Source organism: Pseudomonas phoenicis (assembly GCF_047302395.1).
Taxonomy (GTDB): Bacteria; Pseudomonadota; Gammaproteobacteria; order Pseudomonadales; family Pseudomonadaceae; genus Aquipseudomonas.
On sequence record NZ_CP154852.1, the window covers coordinates 4,073,545 to 4,087,514 of the forward strand.

General features: G+C 66.5%; 11 protein-coding genes. 6 read left to right on the forward strand and 5 right to left on the reverse strand.

All coding sequences use genetic code 11. The annotated features are described in order from the left end of the window. Positions 1-146 precede the first annotated feature (146 nt). Complete coding sequence (locus tag AA0Z93_RS18555) at positions 147-1,391, forward strand: MFS transporter (RefSeq protein WP_413047502.1); 1,245 nt, start codon at positions 147-149, stop codon at positions 1,389-1,391. A gap of 41 nt (positions 1,392-1,432) precedes the next feature. On the opposite strand, the gene AA0Z93_RS18560 is transcribed toward AA0Z93_RS18555, so the two are convergent. Beyond that, the gene (locus tag AA0Z93_RS18560; RefSeq protein WP_413047501.1) at positions 1,433-2,581 is read right to left on the reverse strand and encodes an MFS transporter; all 1,149 of its coding nucleotides are present in this window, start codon (positions 2,579-2,581) and stop codon (positions 1,433-1,435) included. Between the two features lie 218 nt (positions 2,582-2,799). On the opposite strand from AA0Z93_RS18560, the gene AA0Z93_RS18565 reads away from it, so the two are divergent. Both AA0Z93_RS18565 and yiaY read left to right on the forward strand, forming a co-directional pair. Continuing rightward, positions 2,800-3,909 carry a hypothetical protein gene (locus AA0Z93_RS18565; protein WP_413047500.1) on the forward strand — a complete coding sequence of 370 codons (1,110 nt, stop codon included), beginning with the start codon at positions 2,800-2,802 and terminating at the stop codon, positions 3,907-3,909. A gap of 213 nt (positions 3,910-4,122) precedes the next feature. Continuing rightward, on the forward strand, positions 4,123-5,271 hold the full coding sequence (gene yiaY / locus AA0Z93_RS18570) for an L-threonine dehydrogenase (RefSeq protein ID WP_413047499.1): 1,149 nt from the start codon (positions 4,123-4,125) through the stop codon (positions 5,269-5,271). 99 nt (positions 5,272-5,370) lie between these two features. Here yiaY and AA0Z93_RS18575 read toward each other — a convergent pair whose 3' ends face one another. After that, the gene (locus tag AA0Z93_RS18575) at positions 5,371-6,564 is read right to left on the reverse strand and encodes a hypothetical protein (protein WP_413047498.1); all 1,194 of its coding nucleotides are present in this window, start codon (positions 6,562-6,564) and stop codon (positions 5,371-5,373) included. Between the two features lie 85 nt (positions 6,565-6,649). Continuing rightward, complete coding sequence (locus AA0Z93_RS18580; RefSeq protein WP_413047497.1) at positions 6,650-8,269, reverse strand: NADP-dependent glyceraldehyde-3-phosphate dehydrogenase; 1,620 nt, start codon at positions 8,267-8,269, stop codon at positions 6,650-6,652. Positions 8,270-8,404: 135 nt separating this feature from the next. Here AA0Z93_RS18580 and AA0Z93_RS18585 point away from each other — a divergent pair, with 135 nt between their 5' ends. Next, complete coding sequence (locus tag AA0Z93_RS18585) at positions 8,405-10,648, forward strand: putative bifunctional diguanylate cyclase/phosphodiesterase (protein ID WP_413047496.1); 2,244 nt, start codon at positions 8,405-8,407, stop codon at positions 10,646-10,648. A 2-nt stretch (positions 10,649-10,650) separates the two neighbouring features. Here AA0Z93_RS18585 and AA0Z93_RS18590 read toward each other — a convergent pair whose 3' ends face one another. Then, positions 10,651-11,613: a GlxA family transcriptional regulator gene (locus AA0Z93_RS18590; RefSeq protein WP_413048402.1), complete on the reverse strand. Its 963-nt coding sequence runs from the start codon at positions 11,611-11,613 to the stop codon at positions 10,651-10,653. Between the two features lie 245 nt (positions 11,614-11,858). Then, a complete protein-coding gene (locus AA0Z93_RS18595) occupies positions 11,859-12,857 on the reverse strand; it encodes a 4-hydroxyproline epimerase (protein WP_413047495.1) in 999 nt (332 codons plus the stop codon). Between the two features lie 254 nt (positions 12,858-13,111). Here AA0Z93_RS18595 and AA0Z93_RS18600 point away from each other — a divergent pair, with 254 nt between their 5' ends. Next, positions 13,112-13,324, forward strand: a complete 213-nt coding sequence (locus AA0Z93_RS18600) for a PLD nuclease N-terminal domain-containing protein (RefSeq protein WP_413047494.1) — start codon at positions 13,112-13,114, stop codon at positions 13,322-13,324. Positions 13,325-13,559: 235 nt separating this feature from the next. Then, entirely contained in the window at positions 13,560-13,970 is a 411-nt protein-coding gene (locus tag AA0Z93_RS18605; protein ID WP_413047493.1) for a RidA family protein, read from the forward strand.

Here is a 13,970-nt window from a genome sequence, read left to right on the forward strand (position 1 = left end):
AGGCCTGCCATTCAGGCCTTTACGGCTGCTCGATGCATTGGATTGGCCAACTGCACACCGACTGCATAAATATTCATTCGAGGGTGAAGAACGTTCGTTTCAGCGGCCAGGTCTACGCTGAAACCACCCCTTGAGTGCCACCCACCATGCAACGTCGCGACCAACGTTCCCTCGATTGGCTCAACTTCTTCCTGGCCGATGTGCGCGACGGCCTGGGGCCGTACCTGGCCATCTATTTGCTCGCGGTGCACAAGTGGGAGCCGGCCAGCATCGGTCTAGTGATGAGCCTGGCCGGCATCGCTGCCTTGCTCACGCAAACGCCGGCCGGCGCGCTGATCGACCGCGTCCGTGCCAAACGCACGGTGGTCGTGGTGGCCGCTCTGGTGGTCACCGGCAGTTGTCTGCTGCTGCCGTTCGTGACCTCGTTCAGCCTGGTGGCCATCACCCAGACCCTGAGTGCCATGGCAGGCTCGGTATTCGCACCGGCCATCGCCGCCATTTCCTTAGGGATCGCCGGCCCGAAAGCCTTCACCCGCCGTACCGGCCGCAACGAAACCTTCAACCATGCCGGCAATGCCTTCTCGGCGTTGTTGGCCGGGGTGTTGGCGTGGCTGTATGGCCCTGTGGTGGTGTTCTATCTGATGGCCGCGATGACCCTGGGCAGCATCGTCGCCGTGAGCCTGGTGCGGGGCGAGGCCATCGACCATGACGTGGCGCGCGGTTTCAGCGAAAGCGACAGCGACAGCCATCAGGCCTCGGGCATCAGGGTTCTGCTGGGCAACCGGCCGTTGCTGGTGTTCGCCGTCTGCTGCGCGCTGTTCCACTTGGCCAATGCGGCGATGTTGCCGTTGGTGAGCCAGAAGCTGGCGCAGGTCAACCTGCACCTGGCCACGCCGTTGACTTCCGCCTGCATCGTCGCCGCGCAATTGGTGATGGTGCCGGTCGCCATGCTGGTCGGGCTCAAGGCCGACGCTTGGGGGCGCAAACCGCTGCTGTTGGCCGGCTTCCTGATTCTGCCACTGCGCGGCGCGCTCTACGTGTTCTCCGACAACCCCTTCTGGCTGGTCGGCGTGCAACTGCTCGACGGTATCGGTGCCGGCGTGTTCGGTGCGCTGTTCCCGGTGGTGGTCAAGGACCTGACCCAAGGCACCGGCCGCTTCAACGTCAGCCTGGGGGCGCTATCGGCGGCGTTCGGCCTGGGGGCGGCGCTGAGCCCGGGCTTGGCGGGGTTGGTGGTGCAGAGCCAAGGCTACGACGCGGCGTTCCTGACCTTGGCTGCCATCGCCGCCGTCGCTTTCTGCCTGGTCTGGCTGGGTATGCCGGAAACCCGCAACTATCGTGGGGATCTGCAAGCGGCGCCGCGTTCGGCGATGACGCCGAGCGCCAGTTGATCGGATTTGGCGCAGCGGCGCCAGCGGATCGAACGGCCGGCTCAGGCGGCCGAGCGTTCCAGGGTGACCGCCGTTCGCCCCAGCGCCACCACCACGCCCAGAGCGCCTGCCAGCGCCCAGAACGCCCCATGCAGCGAAGACCACTGCGCCAGGTGGCCGATGAACCCCGGCCCGAGCAGAATGCCCAGGTAACCCAGGGTCGCCACCGCGCTGAGGCCACTCGCGGCAGCCATGCGTGTCTGGCGCAGGGCTGCGCGGAACAGTACCGGCACCGCATTCGCCAGGCCCAGACCCGCCAGGCCGAAGCCCAGCAAGGCGCCGTTCAACGGCAGGGTCTGCGCCATCACCAGCCCTACGAGCGACAGCAAGGCCCCGCCAACCAGCAGACGGGTATCGCCCAGCCACTGCGCCAGACGATCGCCCACCAGACGGACACAGGCCATGGCCAGGGTGAACAGGCTGTAGGCGATGCCCGCAGAAGCCAGGTCCACCTCGTGCACGTCGCTCAGGTACAGCGCGCTCCAGTCGAGCATCGCCCCTTCGACCAGCAGGGCGATGAACGCCAGCAGGGACAGCACCACCACGATGCCTTTGGGCCATTGGAAACGCGCATCGTCCAGCGCGTCCAAACGGGCAATCTGATAGCGATAAGCCAAGGCCAGGAGCGCCAGCGCCAGTAGAGCTGCGCACAGGGCTGCTTGCCAGGGCGTCAGGCCCTGCTTGAGCAGTGCCGTCACGCCTGCCGCACCGGCAAAGGCGCCCACGCTGAACACGCCATGAAAGCCTGACATCAGCGGTGTGTCGGCGGCCTTTTCGACCATGGCGGCGTGCAGATTCATGCAGATGTCACCCATCCCAAGGCAGGCGCCGAACAGCAACAACGTCAGCGCAAATGCCCAAGGCGTTTCGATCAGCGCCAGCGCCACCAGCGATGCGCTGAACGCCATACCTGCCAGTTGCAGAACCCTGCGCAAGCCCAGCGCCTGGGCCAAGCGCCCGGCGAACGGCATGGCCAGCAACGAACCCAGGCCGATGCACAGCAGCAGACTGCCGAAGGCCCCGTCGCCCAGGCCCAGGCGCTGCTTGGCGTAAGCCACCAGCGGCGCCCAGGCGGCCATGGTGAAGCCCAGCGTGAAGAAGGTCAGGCGAGTGGCGTGACGATAGGCGCTGGCGCCATGTGAAATAGACATGCGAACTCCCTGTAGGCGCAGCGGTGCACTGCTCGGTGACAGCGCAACTGACCCGTCCGGGCTGCTCCAGTTCGGAACAGGAGTGCAACGAGCCTCAGGACGCCGCGCTTCAAGTTGAGCAACTTTAACGTTCATCGCGAAGTTTATGAGTTTGTTTCACCGCGCCAGCGTCGGGACAATGCCTGCCATTGCATCCACCGCACACGAGATCGAACCGCATGGCACTGGCACACACTCTGGGCTTCGCACGCGCCGCCCACGACCTGCAACTCGAGGCCCTGTACACAGCCTGGTGCCTGGGGGAGCGCGATGCAGCCCGATTGCAGGCCTTCGTCGCGTGCCGCCGCGCCGAGCAATGGCAAGCCGAGTGCGACGCCGGCATGTCTCTGGTGTCGGTGGGCGATGGCATCGGGTTCGATCCGGTCCTGACCCAGGCGTTGACCTTCGGGCTCGTTCCCGCGCCGCGGCAATCGGCCACCGAGGCGCAGCCGACGCTTGCAGCGCTCTTCGACTTGGCGGCCAGGGACGGGTGCCGCGCTGGCGAGGCCTCACGGACAACGTTCGGTGAAGCCGCGCTGCGCCAACTCGCGCCTTTGACCGCCGCGTCGTCCTTCACGTTGCACAGTGCCTGGCTGCTGGAAGCGATCAAACAGGCGCAAGCGCTTGGGCATGCCGTCAAACCGGTGCTGCTGGGCCCGCTGTCTTACCTGTGGTCGAGTGAGAGAGCCGGCGCGGCGTTCGACCCGTTGACCCTGATCGACCGTCTGCTGCCGCTCTACGACACGCTGTTCAATCAACTGGCCGCACAAGGGGTGGAGTGGGTGCAGATCGACGAGCCGATCCTCGCTCAAGCCTTGCCCCAGGCCTGGAAGAACGCCTACGAGCGGGTCTACAACATGCTTCAGCGTGCACCGCTGAAAAAGCTCGTGGCCACCTGCCATGGCGCATTGGCCGACAACCTGGGCCTGGCCGCCAACCTGCCGGTGGACGGCTTGCACATCGATTTGGTGAGCGCGCCCGAGCAATACCCGACCCTCGTCGATCGGCTGCCGGCCTACAAGATACTGTCGCTCGGCGTCGTCAGCGGCGGCAATGCGCAGCCGGGTGACGCCGCGCAAACGCAGACGCTGTTGCGCCATGCCGCCGCACGTCTGGGCGAACGACTGTGGGTCGCGCCGTCGTGCCCGCTGCCTTATGGCGAAACGGCGTTCGTGGGCGCTGAAGAGACTGCGTCGTCGCTGGCCAGGCAGAAATGTCGCGAAGTCACCGAATGGGTCGAGGCAGTGCGCGCTTGGGAAAGCGCCGCCTGCGCCCGCGCCGCAGCGTGAGCAAGCGGCGGCGCCAGCCGTGGTCGAAGATCGCTCTGCGCTGGCATACCTTGGCGCCACACCAGCCGTCTGCGTCGCCGAGCGACTCCAGCGGGCGATCGCCGTCCGCCCGAGAGCGAACTGGCGTGTTGCTATCACTTGCGCTGGATCAACACCGGGTCTCGGCCCAAGGCCCATCCTCGGCGCCTTACCCGCCGCTTCGAGGACCGCGTCATGAGCAGCACGTTTTTCATTCCCGCCGTCAACATCATGGGCCTGGACTGCCTCGACGAAGCGATCGCCGCCATCGCCGGCCTCGGCCTGCGCAAAGCGCTGATCGTCACTGACCAGGGCCTGGCGCGCGCCGGCGTGGCGACGCGCATCGCCGGGCTGCTGGCCGAGCGCGACATCGATTCGCGGGTCTACGACGGCGCCAGACCCAACCCCACCGTCGCCAACGTCGAGGCGGGTCTGGCGCTGTTGCAGCGCGAGCGCTGCGACTGTGTGATTTCCCTGGGCGGCGGCTCGCCCCACGACTGCGCCAAGGGTATCGCCCTGTGTGCGACCAACGGCGGGCACATCGGCGACTACGAGGGCGTCGACCGCTCGGGCAAACCGCAGTTGCCGCTGATCGCGATCAACACCACCGCCGGCACCGCCAGCGAGATGACCCGCTTCTGCATCATCACCGACGAGGTGCGCCATGTGAAAATGGCCATCGTCGACCGCAACGTCACGCCCATCCTCTCGGTCAACGATCCCTCGTTGATGGTCGGCATGCCGCGCTCGCTGACCGCCGCCACCGGTATGGACGCCTTGACCCACGCCGTGGAGGCCTACGTTTCCACCGCCGCCACACCGATCACCGATGCCTGCGCGCTGAAGGCCGTCAGCCTGATCAGCCAGCACCTGCGCCAGGCGGTCAGGCAGGGCGACGACCTGCAGGCCCGCGAGCAGATGGCCTATGCGCAGTTTCTCGCCGGCATGGCTTTCAACAACGCCTCGTTGGGCTACGTGCACGCCATGGCGCACCAGCTCGGCGGCTTCTACGACTTGCCCCACGGTGTGTGCAACGCCGTGCTGCTGCCCCATGTGCAGCGCTTCAACGCCCAGGTCAGCGCCGCGCGCCTGCGCGATGTGGCCCATGCAATGGGTATCGAGGTGGCGGGCATGGACCCAAGCCAGGGCGCAGCGGCCGCCATCGAGGCCATCGAGCGGCTTTCGGCCGAGGTGGAGATTCCCAGTGGTTTACGTGCCTTGGGCGTGAAGGTCGAAGACGTGCCATTGCTGGCCGCCAATGCGCTCAAGGACGCCTGTGGCCTGACCAACCCGCGCAGTGCGGCGCAAAGCGAGATCGAGGCGATCTTCAAAGCCGCGTTTTGAGGCATGGCGTCGTGCGGGTGGCGGCTCGCGCCATCCTGCCTGCACGGCGCCGCCCGCTGTCGGCGCCCTTGCAATGAATGCCGTGGCTCGATCCGCGCCTCAGCGTTCGCGCATGAAGAAGCCGGCCACGTACTTGCGGAAGGTCTCCAGGCTCTTGAAGTCGGCATAGCGCTTGAAGGTGTCCACCTCCGGCTCCGGGCCGATCGGCTGTTCGAGCAAGGATACCGACAACACCCGGTCCTGGTCGGACGTCAGCACCAGCTCGTCCATCACCTGGCCGCCGATCACCGGCCGGCGCATCTGCACCTTGACCCCTTTGCCGGCCATCCAGTCGATCAGCGACACCAACGCCTTGAGCGGTTCGCGTTCTTCGTCGCGGTACACCGGAAACAGGTGCGCGCGCGACAGCACCGGCACGCTGGCGATGTGGATCAGCTCAAAGAACTGGCTGCCTGCCGTGGTCGGCGAGTACAGCGCCAAGGCCAGCAACGGCCCGTCGGTGCGGCTGCCGCCCCAGTACAGGTGATGGCCCTGGAAGTCGAAGCCGTCCTCGCTGCGCGTGGTGAAGACCTTGCGCCCTTGGATGCGCTCGACGCAATCGAGCAGCAGGCCATGGCGGCGGTGGGTGCCGAACGCCGTGGCGTCGCGCAGGCGGGCCTTGAGCATCATCATGTGCTTCATGTCCAGGCGCGTTTCCAGGTAGTTGCTGGCCGGCACCCGTGCCAACAGCGGATAGCGTGCGGCCACGGCGCGCAGGGCGGCGAACTGCGCGGTCAGGTCGTGCTTGAGGTGGGTGGCGTAGAGGTTCAAGCCGCTGGTTTCGATCCAGGTCAGCAGCAGCGAGACCAGTTGCGAACTGTCCTGGGGCGTGCCGACGCGGCCGCGCGCGGCAACCGGCATGGGCGAGGCGGGGGCGGCGAAGTCGTTCAACAGGCGCAGCGGCGTGTCGGGCGCCAACCAGGCCGGGGGCGGCGTGCTGCCGGCATTGGCATCGTGGGTGTCGCGCATGGCCTTGCTGAACGGGCAGCCAGGGGCGTGTTCGGCGGTGCCGGGGTTGTTCTTCAGAAACAGCGTGCCGGTGCTGCCGTTCAGGCTGACGTTGAGCACCGGCACGGCATCGGCGCGGCACTCGCACGCCAGCCAGTGGTTGGCGCTGCGCACCTTCATCAGCCACTGGTTGGCCTGCAGCAACTGTGGGCCGACCAGGCTGGCCTCGACGAAACCGGTCAACAGCACGTCTTCGGCGGGGGTGAGGGTGCGCACCAGCGCAGCATTCTTGTCGATGATTCGCATGTCGGATTCCAGGCAACGTGCCACCAGCTTCGGGCAAAGCCGCCAGGCTTTCAAGCCGGCGGCTGGTGGCGCCGTCCGAGCACGGTCAGAACAGGTAGTCGGTGGTCAGGAAACTCGAAGTGCGCTGCCTGAGGATGTCGCCGATCAGCGCTTTGTTGGCAGGTTGCAAGCGGGTCGCCACCAGGGTGCGGATGGAAAACACGCGCAATGCGTCGTGTACCGACAAGGTGCCTTCGGCGCTGTTCTTGCGACCGTTGAAGGGGTAGGTGTCGGGGCCGCGCTGGCATTGGGTGTTGAGGTTGATGCGCCCGACCTGGTTGGCGAAGGTGTCGATCAGTCGGCCGACGGTATCCGGGTCATTGCCGAACAGGCTCAACTGCTGGCCATAGTCCGAATCGAGCACGTAGTCGACCACCGTGTCGAGGTCGCGGAAGGGCACCACGGGCACCAGCGGGCCGAACTGTTCTTCGTGGTAGACGCGCATGGCCGGGCTGACCGGGTAGAGCAGCGCCGGGTAGAAGAACGCGCCGCGGCTCGCTCCGCCTTCAGGGTTGAGCACGCGCGCGCCGTGTTCGCAGGCATCGGCCACCAGGCCTTGCAGGTAGTCGATCTTGCCGGGTTCGGGCAACGGCGTCAGGGCTACGCCCGGGGTCCAGGGCATGCCTGGGACGAGCGCCGCGAGCTTGCGCTGGAAGCGCTCCAGGAACGCGTCGACCACGTCTTCGTGCACGAACAGGATCTTCAGCGCCGTGCAGCGCTGGCCGTTGAACGACAGGGCACCGGTAAGGGCCTCGTCGACCGCGTTGTCCAGGTCCACCTGGGGCAGGACGATGCCAGGGTTCTTGGCGTCCAGGCCCAGCGCGGCGCGCAGGCGATGCGGGCGCGGGTGGAGTTTTTTCAGCGCGGCCGCCGCCTTGTGCGTGCCGATGAAGGCGAACACGTCGATCTTGCCGCTGGCCATCAACGCGCTGACGGTGTCGTGGCCGCGGCCGTAGATGACGTTGATCACCCCAGGCGGGAAGCTGTCGCGGAAGGCTTCGAGCAAGGGCCGGATCAGCAGCACGCCGAACTTGGCCGGCTTGAAGACTACGGTGTTGCCCATGATCAGCGCCGGAATCAGCGTGGTGAAGGTTTCGTTGAGCGGGTAGTTGTAGGGCCCCATGCACAGCGCCACGCCCAGCGGCGCGCGGCGGATCTGGCCAAGCGTGCCCTGTTCGAGCTCGAAGCGGCTGGAGCGGCGGTCCAGGGCCTTGAGCGCGTCGATGGTGTCGGTGATGTAGTCGCAGGTGCGGTCGAATTCCTTTTCGGCGTCCTTCAGGTGTTTGCCGATCTCCCACATCAGCAGCTTGACCACTGCGGTGCGCTGTCCGCGCATGCGCTCGAGGAAGCGCTCGACGTGCTCGATGCGCTCGCCCACGCGCATCGTCGGCCAGGCCCCGCGGCCCTTGTCGTAAGCCAGCACGGCAGCGTCCAGGGCGGTGAGGGCGGTGTCGGCATCGAGCAGCGGGGCGCTGCCCAGGACCACCTGGCGCTCGCCGTCGGGGTGTTTCAGCCAGACCGGGCTGCGCACCGTGGCAAGCGGCCCGGCCCAGTGCCGCAGTTCGCCGGCGACCAGGTAATCGCGCTGTTCCAGCGGCTCGTCCAGGCGCCATTGCTGCGGGACGTCTTCTGGGGCGGGGTAGAGGGTATCGAGCAGATGATCCATGGTTCAGGCACCTCGCAGTCAGCTATCGTGTAACGATTCAGCCGGAGCATGGCCCCAGCCTGGAAAAAACACCAGTGTGGCTCAACATTAGCGTTCCGCTGCCGATACACAGGCAATCGAGTGATCAGCAGGCCTATGAGCACCCCGACCCCAACGCCGCCCATCGACATTCCCTTGCCCGGTGCCCGCAGCCGTCTGCAACGCCTGTTGCCGCTGGCCTTCGCCGTGGCCGGGCTGGGCCTGTCGTTGCTGCTCGGGCATCTGGACACCCAGCGCGACCAGAGCGAGCGCCTGGCCATGCTCAACGCCCGGCTTTCGGCCCTGGGCGCCGGTCTGCAGGCGCAATTGCGCGCCACCTTCGGCGAGACCGAAGGCTTGGCGCAACTGATCATCGCCGACGGCCAGATCAGCACGGTGCACTTCCAGAGCATGGCCCGCGAGGCGCTGCGGGTGTCGCCCTACATGCGCAGCATCACCCTGGCGCCGGACGATGTGATCGCCGAGGTCTACCCGCTTGGCGACAACCAAGCGGTGATCGGCCTCGACTATCGTCTGCTGCCTGACCAATACCCGCTGGTGCAACTGGCCCGCGACCGTCGCGAGGCGGTGCTGGCCGGCCCGGTGGCGCTGCGTGAAGGCGGTACGGCGCTGATCTACCGGCGGCCGGTGTTCCTGCACGGCAACCGTGGCGTGAAATTCTATTGGGGCAGCGTCTCGGTGCTGGCCGACATCGACCGTTTGCTGCGTGCGGCCGGCTTGAACACCTACCAGGATTTCGAGCTGGCCATCCGTGGCGCCGATGCGCGCGGCGCCCAAGGCGGGATGATCTGGGGCGCCGCCGAGGGTTTCGAGGCGCCCAAGGCCAGCCTGCTCCTGGAGGTGCCAGGCGGCACATGGCAGATGGTCGCCGCGCCGCTGGGGGGCTGGCCGCAGCCCAACCCGGTGCGCTCGCCACTGTTTCTCCTGGCGATCGGCTGCACCTTGCTGTTCAGCCTGTTCGTGGCGCAGCTGACCCGTGGTCAGCGGCTCTTGGCCGAACGCAACCTGGCCCTGGACGAGTCCCGGGCCAAGCTGGAACGCCTGGCGCATTTCGACGTGATCACCGGTTCGCCCAACCGCGTGCTGTTCCAACAGCGCTTGGCGAGGGCGCTCGAGCAGGGGCAGAGCCTGGCGGTATTGATGCTGGACATCGACGGCTTCAAACAAGTCAACGACAGTCTGGGCCACGCCATGGGTGACCTGTTGCTGGCACAGGCCGCGCAGCGCTTCATGCAGGCCCTGGACCCGGAGGACTCGCTGTGCCGCCTGGGCGGCGACGAGTTCGCGTTCATGCTGCGCGGCAACCAGGACGCGGTCATGGCGCGTGTAGAAGCCTTGCTCACGGCGCTGCAACGCCCGTTCGACCTGCATGGCACCGCCACCCTGATCACTGGCAGCGTAGGCCTGGCCTGGTACCCGCAGCACGGGATGGAAGTCGACAGCCTGCTGCGCCACGCCGACACCGCCATGTACGTGGCCAAGGAAGCCGGCCGCAACGGCTGGCGCACCTACCACGCCGACATGACCGCACGCTTGCAGGCGCGCCTGGAGCTGGAGCGCGATCTGCGCCGCGCCGTGCAGCATGACGAATTCGAATTGTGGTACCAGCCCAAGCTGGCCTTGGCCGACGGTCGTCTGACCGGTGTCGAGGCGCTGTTGCGCTGGCGCGACCCGGAGCGGGGTTTGATCCCACCGGGGGCGTTCATCCCCTTGGCCGAACGCACCGGCCTGATCATCCCCATAGGCCAGCAGGTGCTGGCCCTGGCCTGTGCGCAACTGGCGCAATGGCGCGACGCCGGGTGCCTGCCCGGCACCTTGGCGATCAACGTCGCGGCCTTGCAGATCGAACGCAGCGACTATGTCGCCAGCCTGCGCGATGCCTTGGATCGGCACGGCCTGGCGGCCAGTCTCTTGGAGGTGGAGATCACCGAGAGCGTGTTGATGGAAAGCCAACAGCAGGCGTTCGCCGTGCTCGAGCGCTTGCAAGCGCTGGGCGTGGCCACCGCAGTGGACGACTTCGGCACCGGCTATTCGTCGCTGGCCTACCTGCGCGCCTTGCCCATCGACCATTTGAAGATCGACCGCGCGTTCGTCAAGGACCTGCCGGACGATGCCGATGCGGTGGCGATCGCGCGGGCCATCATCGATCTGGGCCATGCGCTGGGCTTTCGCATCACCGCCGAAGGCATCGAAACGCCGGGTCAGTACGCATTCCTGCGCGAGGCGGGGTGCGACGAAGGTCAGGGCTACCTGCTGGGTCGGCCGATGCCGGCCGCCGACCTGCAACGCTGGATGAGCGAGCACCATGCTCGGCAGGCATTGCCGGACGTGGCCGGCTGAGGCTACTCGCCCAGGCGCTGCTCGCGCGAAGGCGGATAGCCGAAATAGGCCGCGTAGCACTTGCTGAAGTGCGACACCGAAACGAAGCCGCAGGCCACCGCCACTTCCATCACCGACAGGTCCGAGTACTGCAGCAGGCGCCGACTCTTGGTGATGCGCAGTTCCATGTAGTAGCGCCGCGGCGAAGTGCCGAGCTGGGCCTGGAACAGCCGGTCGATCTGCCGCCGCGAGCGGCCGCTGTAGGCCGCCAGTTGGTCGAGGCTGAGGGTCTCTTCGAGGTTGTTCTCCATCAGCTCGACGATGGTGCGCAAGTGCAGGCTCATGGACTTCTTCGCCCCTGGGCCGACCTGCCGGTAGCGCGCGCCGGAGAACGACAGGATTTCTTCCACGCCCTCGGCCAACGCATCGCCATGCAGGCGTCGGACCAGGCCCAGCATCAACTCCATCGCACCGTTGGGGCTGGCGGCCGTGAGCCGGTCGCGGTCGAGGGTGAAGCTGGCCGGGGTGAGGCGGGTCTGCGGGCTGCGCTCGGCCAGGCTGGCGCGTTGTTCGGGATGGATGCTGCAGCCATAGTCGGCCAGCACACCGGCGCGGCCGAGGAACCAGGCGCCGCTCCACAGCCCGCCCAGGGCCATGCCGTGTTGTGCGCAATCGTCCAGCAGCCGGTCCAGCTCCGGGTACTTCAAGGGCGTGCGCAGGCCGCCGCAAACCACCAGCAGGTCATGCCCCTCCAGTGCGCGGGGTTGCAGGGGGGTGGCGATCAATTCCAGGCCCAGGTCGCTGAGCACCCGATCGCCCGACATCGCCAGCGGCGTGAAGCTGAAACTGTCGGCGCGCAGCAGGTTGGCGGTGACCAGCACATCCATGGCCACCGTGAAGCTGGCCATGGAGAAGTGTTCGAGCAGCACGAAATCGACGCGGTAGGGCGCCTGCGCCTCGACCACACCGGGCTTGAGCCGCAGCATGTTGCTGGTGCTGGCCTTTTTGCTGAACTGACGGGGAATGGTGGCCACTCTGGACTCCGCTGGCACGTGACGGCGCTGAGTGTGCGGCGGGCGTCGGGGAAAGACAACACCGGCGCACGGCGTGGCGCTGGCGACTATGTGGAAGGCGCGTGGGCGGCCGCGCCCGCAGCACCGCCATGCGCCTTCGGCACCAGACCGAGGGCGGGCCTACGTCGCTGGCCGACGCAGGCGTGGCAACGCTGTGTTCAGGGCAGCTGGAAGCCGTGGCGAAGCGGGTCCCGGTCGTCGACGAAGATCGTGTTGTGACCGATGATGTGCGCCCAACCGCCGATGCTGGGCCGGATGCCTGCGTAGGGGCCGATCTGCTGGGCTGCTTCCACGCGGCCTTCGAAGACGGTTCCGATCAGGCTCTCGTTGCGGTAGGTATCGCCGACCTTCAAGCGACCCTTGCCGACCAGTTGGGCCATGCGCGCGGAGGTGCCGGTGCCGCCCGGCGAACGATCGATGGCTTTGTCGCCGTAGAACACGGCCCCGCGGCCATCGGCCGCCGGCGAATGCCCGCCGTCGCACCAGATGGCGTGATGCACGCCGCGGATCCGCTCGTTTTCGGGGTGGACCGGGTCACAGACCTTGGCCAGCGCGGCGCGCAGTGCACGGCTCAGGTCGGCGATGTCGGCCGTGGTCATGCCTTCGAGGCCTGACCAGTTGCGCTGTGGCTCGACCACCGCATAGAAGTTGCCGCCATAGGCGATGTCCACCACCAGTTCGCCCACGCCCGGCACGTGCACCGCCACGTCGGCTGCATGCAAGTAGCTGGCAACGTTGAACAGACGGACCGAGTCGACCTTGTCGCCATCCAGGGTGTAGGCCACATCGACCCGGCCTGCAGGGGTTTCGACGGCCAGCGTACCTGGATCCTGCGGCGTGACCAGGCCCTCTTCGATCACCACCGTCGACATGCCGATGGTGCCTGCCCCGCACATGGGCAGGCAGCCACTGACTTCGATGAACAGGGCGCCGATGTCGCAGTCGCTGCGCACCGACGGGTAGAGCACCACGCCCGACATGATGTCGTGCCCCCTGGGTTCGAACATCAGCGCGGTGCGCACCCAGTCATGCTCGGCTACGAACAGCTCGCGGCGCTCGGCCATCGACACGGCCGGCAGCAGCGGCGCGCCTGCGGCGACGACGCGCACCGGGTTGCCGCAGGCATGGGCGTCGACACAAAAAAAGCTACGTTTCATCGCAAGGTTCCCCAGTCAGGAAGCGAGAGGTGCGTGTGGCGGCGCGGGGCGGACTTCTCCGACCTTTCCCAGGCACGCCATGGCGTGGGTCAATCGACTACGCCATTAAGTAACAAATGACCTGCAGGGCCGTTGTCAGTAGACGCGACAAAAGCTTGCCTGCGCGCGGCAACGGCTTTTGCAACCCCAATCGAAATGGAACCCTTGGCCATTCTTGCGACCGAACGTACTACTCGCTCATTGGGAGAACGTATATGGAAATCGGAACGATCTGGATCATCATCGCGGCGGTGATCATCTTGCTGGACATCTGGGCCATCTGGCACATCATCGGCAGCGAACGTCGCGCCGAACGCAAGATGCTGTGGATTGTATTCGTGGTCTGGGCGCCGATTCTGGGCCTGCTGTGCTGGATGATCAAAGGCCCGCGCGTCGTCAAAGGTCGCGACGTGCTGGAAGAGAAGTAGTCCGATACCCCTGCGTGGTTCCCGTCTTCATAATGCCGCTTCAGCGGTAGGCTCATCGGGGTCGCCTGGTCATTCCGGTTTCATGCCGGTGCCAGGCGACCCTTTTGCGTTCGAGGGTGGCTGCATGAAGCCGTGGCTCTTTCCATGCTTCTGGGCTTCATGTGCGGACGCTGCTTGACGCGGCCTGGGTGTGGGGTCTAATAGGCGCTCGATTTTTCCCAAGAGCGATCCCAACATGGATGTTTCAGCTTTTCGTCTCGCCAATCCGTCCGGGCTCTACGACCCTAGCGCCAATGCCTATTCCCACATTGCCGAGGTGCGTGCCGGGAGCCGCCTGTTGTTCGTCGCCGGACAAGGTGGTGAAGATGCGCACGGCAATCTGCCACCGACCTTCGCCGCACAGGCCAGACAGGCCTTGGATAATCTCGCGACGGCCCTGGCGTCCCAGGGCGCCGGCTTGGAACATGTCTGCAAGTTGACGTTGCTTGTGGTCGACCATAGCCAGGCGCGCTTGGCCGAATGGGTCGAGGTGGCTGGCCAGGCTTGGGCCGAGCGCCTTGCGCCGGTCTGCACGCTGATTCCCGTGCCGTGCCTGGCGTTGGACGGCATGCTGGTGGAAGTCGATGCCGTCGCGGCACTCACCTGA